The following is a 15193-nucleotide window of genomic DNA, read 5'->3' as shown; positions in this document are numbered from 1 at the left end:
TCGACAGAAAGTCCAACCCCCCATGCGCAACAGCTCCCACATGCCCGGAATCAGCCGGTTCGGCCGACTCGGCAGGCTCATCGTCATGCTGCTCGCCGTCGTCCTCGGCACCGCCGTGCTCGCCGCCTGCGGCAGCGGCGACTCCGACGACAAGGGCTCGGACACAGCCGCCGAGGCCGCCGCCGACACCGCCGGATTCCCCCGCACCCTCAAGACCGTCATGGGCGAGGTGAAGATCCCCGCCAAGCCGAAGCGGGTCGTCGTCCTCGACACGGGCGAACTGGACGACGTCACCCTCCTCGGCGTCGACCCGGTCGGCGCGGTCGCCCCGCACTTCAAGTCCGAGGGCGGCTTCCCGGCCTACCTGAAGGGCGAGCTGAGCGGCACGAAGGACGTCGGTCCGCTGCTGGAGCCGAACCTCGAACTGATCGCGTCCCTCAAGCCCGACCTGATCCTGTCCTCGAAGGTCCGCCACGAGGCGATCTACAGCAAGCTCGGCGCGATCGCGCCGACCGTCTTCACGGAGACCACCGGCGGTGTCTGGAAGCAGAACCTGAAGGTGCACGCCGAGGCGCTCGGCCTGGAGACCGAGGCCGCCGCCAGGCTCAAGGAGTACGAGACGCGGGCCAAGGCACTCGGCGAGGCCATCAAGGCGAAGGACAAGGGCACCATGCCCACCGCGTCCGTGGTCCGCTTCATCGCCGGTCCGACCCGCCTCTACCAGTCCAACTCCTACAGCGGTGTCGTCCTCGGCGACATCGGTCTGGTCCGCCCGAAGTCGCAGGTCTCGACCGACCCCGAGGTCACGATGAAGGACGTCAGCCCGGAGCAGATCGACAGGGCCGACGCCGACCTGATCTTCGTCACCGCCGCCGACACCGAGGACAAGACCCAGAAGCAGCAGGTCGTCACCAACCCGGTCTGGAAGAGCCTGCCCGCCGTCAAGAACGGCAAGGTCTTCGAGGTCCCGGACGAGATCTGGATGTCCGGCATCGGCGTTCAGGCCGCCGAGCAGATGCTCGTCGACGTGGCCGAGGCCACCGGTGTGGAACTCCCCAAGAAGTAACTCCCGCCGTACGGGAGCGGGGCGCGCCCTTCTGCACGCGCCCCGCTCCCGGGCCCTCCGACCGGGGCCGCAACCCCCCACCCGCTAGCGGAAGTTGTTCCACACCTCATGCGTCTGTACCTGCTCGCCCTCAACCCCACCGACTCCGTCACCGAGGGCTTCCTGCCCGCCGCCGCACGCCTCGGCCTCGACGTCACCGTGCTCACCGACCAGCCCGATGCCCATCGGGCCGTGTACCCGGACGTGGAGGTCCTGGAGTGCGACGTCCGTGACTTCCGGGCCGTCGTCACCCGGATCTCGACGCATCACCGGCCCGACGGCGTCTTCAGCAACAGCGACCACCTCCAGACCCAGACCGCCCTGGCCGCCGACTACTTCGGCCTCCCCGCCAAGGACTGGCGGGCCACGCTCGCCTGCAAGGACAAGGCCGAGATGCGGCGCCGGCTCGCCGTCGCGGGCGTGGACACCGTTTGGTCCGCCGAACTCACGGAGACCGGTCCCGGCGCGCCTGTCGCCCTGGCCGCGCCGTACCCGTGCGTCCTCAAGCCGCGCGAGGGTGTGGCCAGTGAGGACGTCGTCCTCGTCGACAGCGCCGCGGAGTTGACGGCCCGCGCCGGGGAGATCTTCGCTCGGCGCCCGGGTGCCGTCCTGGTCGTCGAGGAGTATCTGCCCGGGGAGCTGTACACCCTGGAGACGCTCGGCGACGGGAACGTCCGGCATGTCCTGGGCGGCTTCCACACCGAGTTGTCGGCGCCGCCGTACTTCATCGAGGAGCGGCTCGTCCTCGTACCGGCCCACCCCGAGCCGGTCGTCGCACAGATACTGGCCCAACTCGACGCGCTGGGCGTCGGGTTCGGCGCATGTCACACCGAGTTCGTGGTGCACGAGGGGCGTGCCCGGATCATCGAGGTCAACTACCGCGCCATCGGCGACCAGGTCGACCTGCTGCTGGCCCGGCTGCTGGGGATCCCCCTCTTCGAGCACATCCTGCGCACCCACCTGGGCGAGCCGCTCCCGGCCGACCTGGGCATCCGCCGCGACGGCGCGGCCCGCCTGGAGTACCCGTACGCCCACCGTGCGGGCACCCTGACCGCGGCTCCCCCGGCGACCGAACTCACCCTGGACGGCGTCCATCTGACGTACCGTCCGCTGCGCGCGATCGGTGAGCGGCACGAACTCCACCGCACCAACCGCGACTACCTGGGCGTGCTGCGGGCCACCGGCACCGACCAGCCGACGGTCGACCGGGTCTCGGCACAGTTCCTGGCGGACCGGCACTGGGAGGTCCAGCCGTGACCGCCGCTTCTCCGGCCCTCGTGACGACCGACGCCGCCGAGGCCGAGCTGCTCACCCGCGTCCTCAGCGCCCTGCTCCGCGAGGACGTGGTGGGCCTGCGCACCCTCGGCACGCTCACCCACCGCCCGGACGGCGTCTGGCTGCGCCACCCGACCGACGGTGACGCCCTGCTGCTGCCGCTCACCGAGGACGGCTTCCAGTGCGTGTACGCCGCCCGACTGCCGCTGCTCGTGCGCGAGTCGGACGGCGCCCGGTTCACCTCGTACGACACCGTCCTCGCCGTACTGCGGGCACTGGCCGATCCGGTGGACCGTGACGGCTTCGACGCCTTCACCGAGGAGTGCCGGCAGACCCTCGCCACCCTGCGGCTGCACGACGCCACGCGGGAGGAGGTCGCCGGGCGGCTGACGGACCGCCATGGAGCCGACACGGCCGACTGGACGGGCCTGACGGCCTCCCTGGCGTACGACACCCTCGCGGCTCGCGTCGACCATCCCGTGTATCCGACCGCACGTGGCCGGTCCGGGCTGACGGAAGAGCAACTTCGCATGTACGCACCGGAGTTCCATCCCCGTTTCGCGCTGCGCTGGCTCGCCGTGCCCCGGGGTGAGGTGACGCTCACGGGTCCGCTGCCGGAGGGCTGGCCGACGCCCGCGATGCTCGGCATGGAGGATCTGGAGAGCACGCATCTCACCCTGCCCGTGCACCCGTTGACCGTCGGCGCCCCGCTCGACGAGGCACTGCGCGTCACCGGCCTCGCGGGACGCGCCCGGCTCGCCCGGGTCGGGTACCTCGACGTGGTCCCGACACTGTCCATGCGTACCGTCGCGGTGGCCTCCGATCCCACCCTGCACCTCAAACTACCTCTGGCCACAGCTACGTTGGGGCTGCGCAACCGGCGCTCCATCAAGCCGGGCACGCTCGTGGACGGCGCCGCCGGGCAGCGGCTGACCGAGCGGGTCGTCGCACACGAGCCGCGCTTCGAGGACACCGTCCTGCACGCCGACGAGACCACGTACGCGCATGCCGGACACGAACTCCTCGCCGTCCTGTGCCGCCGCTACCCGGCCGGCCTGGACGACGCCGCCATCGTCCCGCTGGCCGCGCTGCTGGCCGAGGCGCCCGCCGGACGGCTGGTCGTCGACCAGCTCGCCGACCGCTTCCACGACGGCGACCCGCTCGCCCTGCTGGACGCCTGCCTCACCGTCCTCTTCGACTGGCAGACCACCCTCTTCGGTCACGGCATCGCCCTGGAGTCGCACCAGCAGAACGTCTCGCTGGTGCTGGGGCCCGAACCGGGCCGGGTGCGGCTGCTGTTCAAGGACAACGACGGCCCACGCATCAACACCGCGCGGCTCGCAACCGCCTTGCCGGGGCCGTGGGGCTTCGACGACGAGCGGACCTACGGCACCGAGGACGGACCGGTCGTCGATGTGTTCGCCACCATCACCGTCCATCTGTGCGCGGGCGCCTACGCGTTCGGACTCGCCCGGCACGGGCGCGCCCCGCTCCCCACGCTGCTGGGGCTGGTCCGCGACCGGCTCGGCGAGGCCGTCGACCGGCTCGGCGGCACCCCCGCCGCCGAACTGCGCGCCCGGATCCTGGACGCTCCGCACCTGCCCGTGAAGGCCATGGTCAGCGCCGGAACCCTGCTCAGCAAGGAGCGTTCGGGCGCCGCCGACATCAACAAGCACTACACCACCGGCCCCAACTACCTTCTCCACGCCGAAGACGAGTCCGGGCCGCACACCGGGGACGCCGAGTGAGCGCCGAGGCGTGGCGCCTGCCGCGACGCTCCGCGTTCGGCCGTGGACAGGTGCACGCGGTGGCCGGCTGCTACTTCGTCGCGTCATTCGCCGCCCTGGGCCTTCCCCCGTATCTCACCCAGATCCTCCCGGAGTTGGGCGACAGCTCCGCGCGCTGGGCCGGGGTGCTGTACGTGGTGCCGACGGTGTTCGGTGCGCTCGGCGCCCCCTTCTGGGGCAGACTCGCCGACCGCTTCGGCCGCAAACGGCTTCTGCTGCGCGCCCAGTTGGGCCTAGCCGTCGCCTTTCTGCTCGCCGGATGGGCCGACTCACTGGCCACGTTCACGGCGGCACTGATCCTCCAGGGCATCCTCGGGGGCACCTTCGCCGCGTCCAACGGCTATCTGGGCGCCGCGCTGGAGGGCCCCGCCCTGTCGAAGGCGCTCACTCTGATGCAGGGCAGCGCCCGGGCCGCCCTGGTCGTCGCGCCGATCGTCGTCGGCTCACTGTCGGGCTGGCTGTCACCGCACCGCCAGTACGCGCTACTGGCCGTACTCCCGCTGGCCGCCGCCCTGTTGCTCGCCGCGCTCCCCGAACCGGTCGAGGAACAGACAGCGGAGTCCATACCCGAGACCACCGCGCGCACCTCCGCGCCGGTGGTCTCCCTGCGCACCCTGTACGCCCTGGAGTTCGCGTTCGTGTTCTCCACCGTCATCTCCTTCCCCTATCTGATCTCCCTGGTGGAGGACCAACTGCCGGGCACCTCGGCGACCTTGTCCGGCGTCCTCTTCGCCGTGCCGCACCTGGTCTATCTGGTGTCGGCGCTGGCGGTGCACTCGGCGGTCCGGGTCCGGCCCCGGACCGGGATCGTCCTCGGCTTCGCCTGTATCGCGTTCGGCCTGGCCGGACACGGCGTCGCCGATTCGCTGCCCGCGCTGATCACCGTACGACTGGTCCTCGGGGCCGGGCTCACGCTCGGCCTGGTGTCCCTGTCGGTACTGGCCGCCGACTGCGCCAAGGGCCGTGCGCCCGGCGGGATGTTCGGCTCACTGGAGTTCTTCTCCAAGGCCGGCGCCGTCGTCGCCGGCCTCGCCGCGGCGGCGGGCAGCGCCCGGTTCGGCCCGGCCGCGCCGGTGCTGACCGGCGGCGGAGCCGCCGCCGTCACCGTGCTCGCCTCCCTCTTCCTCCCCAACCCCCGCTCGCCCCGCGCCCGTTGGAGCCGCTGATGCCCTCGCTGACCGACTCACCCGACGCCACCACCGCCCCCGCCGGGCTCCCCACCGCCGACGACGTGGTGACCCACACTCTCCTCAACTGCCTGCTGCGCGAGGTCTCGGGCCCGGAACGCCAGACCGTCGTCGACGACGGCCACCTCCTGCTCCGCCTGCCCCGCCGCGGCGTTCTCCTGCGGGTCGGCCTGCGCCGTACGTCGCTCCTGGGCGCCCATCGCTTCAGCGGCCCGGTGAGCGAGCAGGCCGACGACGGCTGGGCTGTGGTGGACTGGCGGCGCCTGGCCGAGTACACGCGCGACGAGCTGTCCCTGCGGACCGGTGAACGCAACGAGGAGTTCCTGGAGCAGATCGCCTCCAGCCACCGGGCCGTCACGGCCGCCCTGGCCGGTGAACGCCCTGCCGGACCGGCGGACGGCCACCTCGCCGCCTACCTCGCCTCCGAACAGTCCCTGCTGTTCGGCCACCGCTTCCACCCCACGCCCAAGGCCCGCACCGGCGACCCGCGCGCCTGGGCGGCGTACGCACCGGAGACCGCGGCCGTCTTCCCGCTGCGGCACCTCGCCGTCCGCGCCCACCTGATCGCCGAGGAGAGCGCCGCCCCCTGGGCGCCGGCCGCGCTGGACGGTCAGCGCAAGGACGTACCCGACGGCTACCGTCTGCTGCCCACCCACCCCTGGCAGTACGACACCCTGCGCCGGCACCCGCTGCTGCGGGCCGCGTCGGAGCGCGGCGACATCCTGGACCTCGGCCCGGGCGGCCGCCCCTTCGCCGCCACGGCATCCGTGCGCACCCTGTACGACGGCGAGACGTTCCTCAAGTTCAGCCTGAATGTGCGGATCACCAACTGCCTGCGCAAGAACAGCAGTTACGAGCTGTCCGGCGCCGTCGCCCTCACCCGCGCCCTCGCCCCGGCCCTCACCGACCTGGCCGAGCGCTTCCCCGGCAGCGCGGTGCTCCGCGAACCCGCCTACCGCACGCTCGCCCTGCCCGGCCCCGACGGCACCCCGGACCGTGAACTCTTCGAGGGCTTCGGCGTGATCGTCCGCGAGGGCCTGCCCCGACATCTCGCACCGGGGGCAACTCCCCTGCTGGCTGCGGCGGTTGCCGACGAGTACCCGTCAGGTGCCGCCCATGTCTCCCGGCTGCTCACGGACGCGGACCCGGACACGGCCCTCGACTGGTGGTCGGCGTATCTCGAACTGCTCGTCCCGCCCGTCCTGGCCGCCTACTTCGACCACGGGCTGGTCCTGGAGCCGCACCTCCAGAACGTGCTGATCTGCGTGGGCGCCGACGGCCGTCCCGTCCAGGTGCTCTTCCGGGACCTGGAGGGCACCAAGCTGGTGCCCGAGCATCACGCCGAGGCGCTGACCGCTGTTCCGGCCGATGTCGCGGGCCCGATGACGTACGACGCGGAGCGCGGCTGGGACCGGGTCGTCTACTGCCTGCTCGTCAACCACATCGCCGAACTTCTCGCCGCCCTGGCCGACCTGTACCCTCGCGCCGAGGCCGAACTGTGGGCGAGGGTGCGTGACACACTTCGGTCCTACGCCGACCGTTCCGGCTGCCCGCCTCGGCTCGCCGCACTGCTCGCCGGGGTGCCACTGCCCGCGAAGACAAACCTTCTCACCCGCTGGGAACGCAAGGCGGACCGCGAGGCAGGATACGTACGCCTGCCGTCCCCGCTCGCCGAGGACATCCTGCGCGACACCACCCGGAGCACCCGATGACCCTCGCCGTGCGCGACCACACACTGTCCCTGTCCACCACGGAACTGCCCGCCTACGTCTATGACTTGACGGAACTGCGCGGTCACGCGGCGATGGTCCGGGAAGCGCTGCCCGAGCGGGTCGAGCTGTACTACGCGGCCAAGGCCAACCCGGAGCCGGAGATCCTGGCCGCGCTCTCGCCGTACGTCGACGGCTACGAGGTGTCCTCGGGCGGCGAACTCACCCATGTCGCCGGGGCGGTGCCTGGCCGGCCACTGGCTTTCGGCGGGCCAGGCAAGACGCCGGAAGAGGTGCTGACCGCGCTGAGACTGGGCGTCGACCGGTTCCACATCGAGAGCGAGCACGAGCTGCACATGCTCGCCGAACTGACGCGGCAGGTCGGCCCGGAGCGCCGGGTGGCGGTGCTGGTGCGGGTCAACATCCCGCTGTCCGAGGGCTCGTTGGCGGGCAGCTCGCTGACGATGGGCGGTCGGCCGACTCCCTTCGGACTCGACCCGGCCGGGGCCACGCCGGTGTTCCGGGCGCTGACGAACGGAACGTACCCGCAGCTCGAACTGCGCGGAATCCACGCCCACCTGGCGAGCGGACTCGACGCCCGGGAGCAGCTGGCCGTGGCCGAGTCGGTGGTCACCTGGGCGGCCGGGCTCGGCGTGTGCATCGCCGAGGTGAACGTCGGCGGCGGGATGGCCGTCGACTACGCCGCCCCGGCCCGCCGTTTCGACTGGGCGGCCTTCGGCAGGGGCCTGACATGGCTGACCGAGGCGTACCCGGAACTGACCCTGCGCATCGAGCCGGGCCGGGCGCTGACCGCGTACTGCGGCTGGTACGCCACCGAGGTACTGGACGTGAAGCGGAGCCACGGCGAGGAGTTCGCGGTCGTCCGGGGCGGCACGCACCATCTGCGCACCCCGGCGACGAAGGGCCACGACCAGCCCTGCACGGTGCTGCCGGTGGACACCTGGCCGCACCCGTGGCCACGCCCGACGGCCGAGGAGCCACGGGTCACGCTCGCCGGCCAGCTGTGCACGCCGAAGGACGTACTGGCCCGGCTGGTGCCGGCACGGGGGCTGCGGGCGGGCGACCGGGTGCTGTTCTCACTGGCGGGCGCCTACGCGTGGAACATCTCCCACCACGACTTCCTGATGCATCCGAAGCCCGGTTTCCACTTCCTCGGCGCGGAGCCGGTGGCGACGAACCGACCGGAATAGCGCACACGTACGACAAACGCGTGGGCCGCCCGGTCCGGCCGGGCGGCCCACATGCCTCGGTACGTACGTCCGTCAGGCCTCGATGCCCGGCAGCAGACCGGTCACGGGGGCTGCCAGGTCGGTCAGCTGGTGCAGCTGGCTCAGGTCGCTCAGGCGGTTGAGCGAGCTCAGCTGGCTGGAGACGCGGGGCAGGTCGTCCTGGTACTGGGCGGGAATCTCGCTCACGGCGAGCGAGTCGAGCTGGGTGATGGGGTTGAGCTTGCCCGCGTTCTGGTCGGCGGCGGGAGCCGCGCTCGCCAGCGGGGCGGCGAGGCCGGTGACGCCGACAGCGAGACCAACGGCGGCAGCGATTCGTCGTGTTGAGATCATGTAGTCATGAACGGCGCGCGCCCCGCACCGGACACGGGCACCGCGTCCCGCTCACCCGTCAGGCTCATCCTCTTGTCTGCGCTTGCCGAGGCTCCCTGGACGGAGGACGCTCGGGAGGAGAGGTCCCCCGCGGCCCGCGCCCGATCGGGCCGCAGCCCTCGGAGGAGGTCACCATGGGCACCGCGGCAAGCCCCGCCTTCGACACCGAAGCACTGCGCCGGGGCATCGAAGGACACGACGCGACGGCACTGCTGTCGCTCTACGCCGAAGACGCCGAACTGCGCGTCATCGACCGCAACACCCAGCCCAGCCACCCGATGGTCAAGCGTGGGCGCGGCGAGATCGGCGCCATGCTGAACGAGGTGTACAGCAGGGACATGACCCACAAGCTGGAGCAGGTCGTCGTCCAGGGCGACCAGGTCGCCTACACCGAGTCCTGCGAGTATCCGGACGGGGTCCGCGTGCTGGCCAGCGCGATGCTGTCCCTGCGCGACGGCAAGATCGTCGACGAGACCCTGGTGCAGGCATGGGACGAAGAAGGCGGGTGAGGCCCTCCGTTAGGCTGAACCCGGGTCGTGACTGGCGCTGAGGTGGAGCACCACCGGGGAGCGGCCCGCACGGAGGCCTGTGTTTCTCCGTGGACGCGGAGTGCGTGCCGTGCGCCTGGGCGATGACGACTGTCAGCTCAGGAGTGGCTCATGTCCCAGGCCCGGCTCATCGACGGCACCTCGCTCGCCCGACGCATCGCCGACGACACCGCGAAGAAGGCCGCCGAACTCACCGACCGCACGGGTACGGCACCCTGTCTGGCGACGGTGCTGGTGGGTGCCGACCCCGCCTCCGTCACCTACGTCCGGATGAAGCGGAACCGCTGCCGCAAGGCCGGCATCGAGTCCCGCCATGTCGAGCTGCCCGCCGCCACGACCACCGGGGAACTGGTCGGCGCGTTGCGCGCCCTCTCGGACGATCCCGCTGTGCACGGCATCCTGCTGCAGCACCCCATGGGGGCGCACATCGACGAGCGGGCCGCGTTCGAGGCGATCGCGCCGGAGAAGGACGTCGACGGCGTCACCTTCGCCTCCTTCGCGACGATGAGCTTCGGCCTGCCGGGCTTCGTGTCCTGCACGCCCGGCGGCATCATGCGGCTGCTGGACGAGTACGGGGTCGATCCGTCCGGCAGGCGGGCCGTGGTGGTGGGCCGGAGCGCGATCCTCGGCAGGCCGGTCGGCATGCTGCTCCTCGGACGCGATGCGACGGTGACGTACTGCCACTCGCGGACCCGGGACCTGTCGTCCGTCGTGCGCGAGGCGGACATCGTGGTCGCCGCCGTGGGCCGGCCCCGGCTGATCCGGGGCGAGGACATCAAGCCCGGCGCCGTCGTGATCGACGCCGGGTACAACCCCGGGAACACCGGCGACGTCGACTTCGACTCCGCCGTCGAGCGGGCCGGGCTGATCACCCCGGTTCCGGGCGGCGTCGGTCCGATGACGATCGCGACGCTGCTGGAGCAGACCGTCGAGGCCGCCGCCCGGCAGCTCGGGGTGTGATCAGCGCATCCAGGCGCTGTAGTCCATGACGTCGCCCGCTTTCAGACCCCACTCGGGCTCGGCGGTGGTGGCGGTGTCCTCCAGGCCGAGGACGGCACCGGTGACCGGGTCCATGATCAGCATCTGACGGGAGCCGCGTCCGTCGTACACATACGCCTGGCCGGGCCGCCCGAGCCGGTCCGTCACCCGGCCGACAGGCCGCAGCCCTCCGGCGTCCGCCAGCAGCCTGGCGACGGCCGCGTCCTCGCGGGCCCCGAGGGTCCAGTGGTCGAGCAACACCCGCACCGCGTCGAGGAGTTCGCGGGTCGTCAGCGCGGTGCTCGGGTACTGCGTCTCCTGAAGGTAGGCCTTCAGGAGGCCCGGGTCGTGCGGCGGCGGCGACTCGGGCGGGGCGTCGCTCCAGCTCGGCCCGAACGTCTGCTCGCTGATGACGTGTCCGTCCTCGACCAGGTCGGTTCCGTCGTCCCCCTCACTCAGGACCGGCCGACCGGGATGCTGTGGATCGGTCGCCACGACCAGTTCCGTATGGCTCGCGTCGGCCCGCCAGCGTACGACGCGTTCGACGGGCAGCGTGATCGGGGGCGCGTCCTCCGACATGCCCATGCTCCACGTCTGTACGTGGGTGCCCCTGCGGAGTTCCGGCGAGCCGTCCGCCGCTGCCGCCTCGGCGATCTCGGCCATCCTGGCCAGGGGTACGGGGGTGGAGCCGGCCTGCACGAGCAACGGGCGGGGGGCGGCCACCGCCGGGGCGGTGTTGGGGCCCACGAGGAGCAGGGCCAGCGCGGTCGCGGCGACCACCGCGACGGTCGCGAGGCTCCACATCCAGCGGGTGCGGCGACGGCCGAACGGGCCGCCGCCGTGCAGCAGTCGGTTGAGCCGGCGCTCCGCGTCGTGGTCCAGTGGTCCGTCGCCGAAGTGGGGGCCGTCCGCCGGCACGGGGTTGGCGCCGCGCAGCAGGTCGAGTTCGTCAGGCATGGCCGTGTTCCTTCGGGGAGTTCACGTCGGCGGCGAGCGTGGGGCGTATCCGGTCGATCTCGGTTCTCAGCCGGCGCCGGGCCCGGTGCAGCCGCATCGCCGCCGCGCGTGTACCGCAGTCCAGAGCCACGGCGACCTCGTCGACGGCGAGTTCCTCCCAGGCCGTCAGGCGCAGGACCTCCTGGTCGGCCGGGGTGAGCCGGGCGAGCGCCTCGTGCACCCAGGCGCCCGGCGACTCCGTGTCGGGGCTCGCCACGACCTGCCTGCCGTGCGCCGTCTCGTCGTTGCCCAGCCGGTCGACCAGCCGACGCCGACGGCCCTGGCCGCGTACCGCGTTGGCCAGGCAGTTGCGTGCCACGCCGTACAGCCAGGGCAGCGGGGACGCCGGCAGGTCGCCGCGCCGCCGCCAGGCGACGGTGAACACGTCCGCCACCACTTCCTCCACCTCGCTGGTACGGCCGTCCAGTCGTCGAGCGACATAGCGGCTGACCGCCCAGTAGTGCTCGCGATAGGCAGCGGCGAAGGTCTCGTCGTTGCTCATGTCCCGTTCTTGTCCGGCACTCCGCGGATCGTCACACCCGTTTCCGTGATCCTCGTCGCGTCACCCGAGTGTGACGTCCGGGCCGGGCGCGGACACAGGCGGGGCGTGAAGACCATCAACGTCAGACCCGCTGTCGAACCCCGCACCACCAAGAGCCCAAGAAGCGTCAAGTGGCTGACGACCACTGACCACAAGACGATCGGCACGCTGTATCTGGTGACGTCGTTCGCGTTCTTCTGCATCGGTGGCGTGATGGCGCTGTTCATGCGCGCCGAGCTGGCCCGGCCGGGTCTGCAGATCATGTCGAACGAGCAGTTCAACCAGGCGTTCACGATGCACGGCACGATCATGCTGCTGATGTTCGCGACGCCGCTGTTCGCCGGTTTCACCAACTGGATCATGCCGCTGCAGATCGGCGCCCCCGACGTCGCGTTCCCGCGGCTGAACATGTTCGCCTACTGGCTGTACCTGTTCGGCTCGACGATCGCGGTCGGCGGCTTCCTCACCCCCTCCGGTGCTGCCGACTTCGGCTGGTTCGCCTACTCCCCGCTCTCCGACGCCGTCCGCTCCCCGGGCATCGGCGCCGACCTGTGGATCATGGGCCTGGCCTTCTCCGGCTTCGGCACCATCCTCGGCGCGGTCAACTTCATCACCACCATCATCTGCATGCGCGCACCCGGCATGACCATGTTCCGCATGCCGATCTTCGTGTGGAACGTGCTGCTGACCGCGGTCCTCGTCCTGCTCGCCTTCCCCGTTCTCGCCGCCGCGCTCTTCGCGCTGGAGGCGGATCGGAAATTCGGCGCACACATCTTCGATGCCGCCAACGGTGGTGCCCTGTTGTGGCAGCACCTGTTCTGGTTCTTCGGGCATCCGGAGGTGTACATCATCGCGCTGCCGTTCTTCGGCATCATCAGCGAGGTCATCCCGGTCTTCTCCCGCAAGCCGATGTTCGGCTACATGGGCCTGATCGGCGCGACCATCGCCATCGCCGGCCTGTCCGTGACCGTGTGGGCCCACCACATGTACGTCACCGGCGGAGTCCTCCTGCCGTTCTTCTCCTTCATGACGTTCCTCATCGCCGTACCGACGGGCGTGAAGTTCTTCAACTGGATCGGAACCATGTGGAAGGGGTCCCTGTCGTTCGAGACCCCGATGCTCTGGGCCACCGGCTTCCTGATCACCTTCACCTTCGGCGGCCTGACCGGCGTGATGCTCGCGTCACCCCCGATCGACTTCCACGTGTCCGACACGTACTTCGTCGTCGCCCACTTCCACTACGTCGTCTTCGGGACGGTCGTGTTCGCCATGTTCTCCGGCTTCCACTTCTGGTGGCCGAAGTTCACCGGCAAGATGCTCGACGAACGCCTCGGCAAGATCACGTTCTGGACCCTGTTCATCGGCTTCCACGGCACCTTCCTTGTCCAGCACTGGCTGGGTCCCAACGGGATGGTGCGCCGCATCCCCGACTACCTCGCGGTCGAGGGCCTCACCGCGCTGAACACGATCTCGACCATCTCCTCGTTCGTCCTCGGTCTCTCCGTGCTCCCGTTCCTCTACAACGTGTGGAAGACCGCGAAGTACGGCAAGAAGGTCGAGGTCGACGACCCGTGGGGCTACGGCCGTTCGCTGGAGTGGGCCACCTCGTGCCCGCCCCCGCGGCACAACTTCCTCACCCTGCCGCGGATCCGCAGCGAATCCCCGGCCTTCGACCTGCACCACTCCCCCCAGCAGCAGGAGTTGACCCGACAGTGACCGCGAGAGACCACGACGGCCAGGTCGACGTGACGGCTCTGGTCAACGAGATCCAGGGCCACCTGCTCATCGCCGCGACCCGCCAGGAGGGACACGAGGCCGCCGCCCGCTTCACCGCCTCCCTCGACTGGCTGACGAATCATCAGCGAGCCGAGTTGGAAAGGCAGTTCGCGGCAGAACATCTCGCTGTGGTCCGGACCTCCTGGCAGCGCACCGCGGCCCGCAGCACGGAGTTGCGGGCCGAGTACGAGGCGAAGTACCGCCGCCTGAAAGGCAGGCTGACGGCCGTGGCTCTGGCGCTCGCGGCGACTACACCGCTCCTTCTGCTCCTCCTCGCTCCGCCACGACGCTAGGCGCTCCACGAGAGGGGCGGTCGGTTCGTTGACCGCGGGCCGATGATGGCTGATCACGCAGTTCCCCGCACACCCCGGGGCACCATACTGGCTCCCGTGCGCGTAGCGATCATGACGGCAGGCTCACGAGGTGATGTGGCCCCCTTCACCGGGCTCGGGCACGGCCTTGCCCGGGCCGGGCACGAGGTCACCCTGGTCACGCACGGCTGCTTCGAGCCGCTGGTGGCGGGGGCCGGGGTCGGGTTCCATGCCCTGCCCCTGGATCCCCGGGCGGAGCTGGAGTCGCCACGCGGGCGCGGGCTTCACCGCAGCGCGACCGGGGCCGGGAAACTCCTGAGGGTGGTCGAGATGGCGCGACGGCTCGTCGACCGGATGACCGACGACCTGCTGGCCGCAGCCCGCGTGAACGACGTGCTGCTGCTGTCCAGTTCCCTGGGACCCCTGGGGCACACCATCGCGGAGGGGTTGCGACTGCCGAGCATGGGCGTGTATCTCCAACCGCTCGCTCCGACAGGTGAGTTCGGGCCGGCCCTCCTCGGGGGCCGCTCCTGGGGCCCGGCGGGCAACCGGCTCGCCGGGAACGGGGTGAGCATGGCCGTCGAGCAGGTCTTCGCCTCGACCGTGCCTGCCGTACGGGACCGGCTGGGCCTGCCCCGCCACGCCCCGGGGGCCGCACGCCGCGCCCGGGAACGCCGGGGCTGGCCGGTGCATCACGGCTTCAGCCCGCTGGTGGTGCCCCGGCCCCGCGACTGGCGCCCCGGGCTCGACGTCTCCGGCTACTGGTGGCCGTACGACGCCCGGCCCCAGCTGCCGTCCCAGCTGGAGGAGTTCCTCGCCTCGGGCCCGCCGCCGGTCTTCGTGGGCCTGGGCAGCGCCACCGTGCCCGATCCCGGGCAGCTGAGCGCGGCCGTCGTCGGGGCCCTGCGGCAGGCCGGGATGCGTGGGGTTGTCCAGCGGGGGTGGGGCGGGCTCCGAGCGGACGGCGACGACATGCTGACGATCGGCGAGGTCGCGCACTCCGCGCTGTTCCCCCGTATGGCGGCCGTGGTCCACCACTCGGGAGCGGGTACTACCGCCGCCGGCCTGCGGGCCGGAGTGCCGGCGGTGCCCGTGCCGATCCAGTTCGACGAGGGTTTCTGGGCGGCACGGCTGGTCTCCCTGGGCGTGGCACCACGGACGCTTCCGCTGCGGAGGCTGACGACCGCCGAACTGGCGTCGGCCCTGGTACGGGCGACCAGCGACCCCTCGTACCGGGAGCGGGCGCGCGCCCTCGCGGCCCGGATCGGCGCGGAGGACGGTGTCGGGCCCGTACTGGAGTCGGTGAACCGGCTGGCCGGGTGAATTCCCCCGACGTCGCCTCGGCTCGGCAGAAGGCCGGC

General features: G+C 71.3%; 14 protein-coding genes and 1 riboswitch. Of the genes, 11 read left to right on the top strand and 3 right to left on the bottom strand.

The genetic code is table 11. The annotated features are described in order from the left end of the window. Positions 1–22: 22 nt before the first annotated feature. The 6 genes from OHN74_RS39795 (at position 23) to OHN74_RS39770 (ending at position 8274) form a co-directional block, all read left to right on the top strand. Positions 23–1066 (top strand): ABC transporter substrate-binding protein, encoded by a 1044-nt coding sequence (locus tag OHN74_RS39795; protein ID WP_327699421.1) that lies wholly within the window; start codon positions 23–25, stop codon positions 1064–1066. A gap of 108 nt (positions 1067–1174) precedes the next feature. Next, positions 1175–2362, top strand: a complete 1188-nt coding sequence (locus OHN74_RS39790; RefSeq protein ID WP_327699420.1) for an ATP-grasp domain-containing protein — start codon at positions 1175–1177, stop codon at positions 2360–2362. After that, positions 2344–4128: an IucA/IucC family protein gene (locus OHN74_RS39785; RefSeq protein WP_443060589.1), complete on the top strand. Its 1785-nt coding sequence runs from the start codon at positions 2344–2346 to the stop codon at positions 4126–4128. Before OHN74_RS39790 ends, OHN74_RS39785 begins: the two co-directional genes overlap by 19 nt. Further along, a complete protein-coding gene (locus OHN74_RS39780; protein WP_327699418.1) occupies positions 4125–5333 on the top strand; it encodes an MFS transporter in 1209 nt (402 codons plus the stop codon). The genes OHN74_RS39785 and OHN74_RS39780 overlap by 4 nt, the downstream gene beginning before the upstream one ends. Further along, positions 5333–7066, top strand: coding sequence for an IucA/IucC family protein (locus tag OHN74_RS39775; protein ID WP_327699417.1), 1734 nt, complete (start codon positions 5333–5335; stop codon positions 7064–7066). Before OHN74_RS39780 ends, OHN74_RS39775 begins: the two co-directional genes overlap by 1 nt. Beyond that, complete coding sequence (locus tag OHN74_RS39770) at positions 7063–8274, top strand: type III PLP-dependent enzyme (protein WP_327699416.1); 1212 nt, start codon at positions 7063–7065, stop codon at positions 8272–8274. Before OHN74_RS39775 ends, OHN74_RS39770 begins: the two co-directional genes overlap by 4 nt. Positions 8275–8346: 72 nt before the next feature. Here the strand turns inward: OHN74_RS39770 and OHN74_RS39765 are convergent, their stop codons facing one another. Then, positions 8347–8643: a hypothetical protein gene (locus OHN74_RS39765; RefSeq protein WP_327699415.1), complete on the bottom strand. Its 297-nt coding sequence runs from the start codon at positions 8641–8643 to the stop codon at positions 8347–8349. Between the two features lie 173 nt (positions 8644–8816). Here OHN74_RS39765 and OHN74_RS39760 point away from each other — a divergent pair, with 173 nt between their 5' ends. Continuing rightward, a complete protein-coding gene (locus tag OHN74_RS39760) occupies positions 8817–9191 on the top strand; it encodes a nuclear transport factor 2 family protein (RefSeq protein WP_327699414.1) in 375 nt (124 codons plus the stop codon). Between the two features lie 17 nt (positions 9192–9208). Beyond that, positions 9209–9319, top strand: a riboswitch (ZMP/ZTP riboswitch). 22 nt (positions 9320–9341) lie between these two features. Beyond that, on the top strand, positions 9342–10190 hold the full coding sequence (locus tag OHN74_RS39755; protein WP_327699413.1) for a bifunctional 5,10-methylenetetrahydrofolate dehydrogenase/5,10-methenyltetrahydrofolate cyclohydrolase: 849 nt from the start codon (positions 9342–9344) through the stop codon (positions 10188–10190). Here OHN74_RS39755 and OHN74_RS39750 read toward each other — a convergent pair whose 3' ends face one another. After that, positions 10191–11165: a CU044_5270 family protein gene (locus tag OHN74_RS39750; protein WP_327699412.1), complete on the bottom strand. Its 975-nt coding sequence runs from the start codon at positions 11163–11165 to the stop codon at positions 10191–10193. Further along, positions 11158–11706 (bottom strand): RNA polymerase sigma factor, encoded by a 549-nt coding sequence (locus OHN74_RS39745; protein ID WP_327699411.1) that lies wholly within the window; start codon positions 11704–11706, stop codon positions 11158–11160. Before OHN74_RS39745 ends, OHN74_RS39750 begins: the two co-directional genes overlap by 8 nt. A 105-nt stretch (positions 11707–11811) precedes the next feature. On the opposite strand from OHN74_RS39745, the gene ctaD reads away from it, so the two are divergent. The 3 genes from ctaD (at position 11812) to OHN74_RS39730 (ending at position 15155) form a co-directional block, all read left to right on the top strand. Further along, the gene (gene ctaD, locus OHN74_RS39740; RefSeq protein WP_443060515.1) at positions 11812–13461 is read left to right on the top strand and encodes an aa3-type cytochrome oxidase subunit I; all 1650 of its coding nucleotides are present in this window, start codon (positions 11812–11814) and stop codon (positions 13459–13461) included. Further along, the gene (locus tag OHN74_RS39735; protein WP_327699410.1) at positions 13458–13814 is read left to right on the top strand and encodes a hypothetical protein; all 357 of its coding nucleotides are present in this window, start codon (positions 13458–13460) and stop codon (positions 13812–13814) included. The genes ctaD and OHN74_RS39735 overlap by 4 nt, the downstream gene beginning before the upstream one ends. A 111-nt stretch (positions 13815–13925) precedes the next feature. After that, positions 13926–15155, top strand: coding sequence for a glycosyltransferase (locus OHN74_RS39730; RefSeq protein WP_327700426.1), 1230 nt, complete (start codon positions 13926–13928; stop codon positions 15153–15155). The last annotated feature ends 38 nt before the right edge of the window (positions 15156–15193 follow it).

The sequence above is a fragment of the Streptomyces sp. NBC_00459 genome (genome assembly GCF_036013955.1).
Classification (GTDB): Bacteria; Actinomycetota; Actinomycetes; order Streptomycetales; family Streptomycetaceae; genus Streptomyces.
The sequence above is the reverse complement of the archived record's forward strand: the minus strand, read 5'-3'. Positions and strand labels throughout refer to the sequence as shown.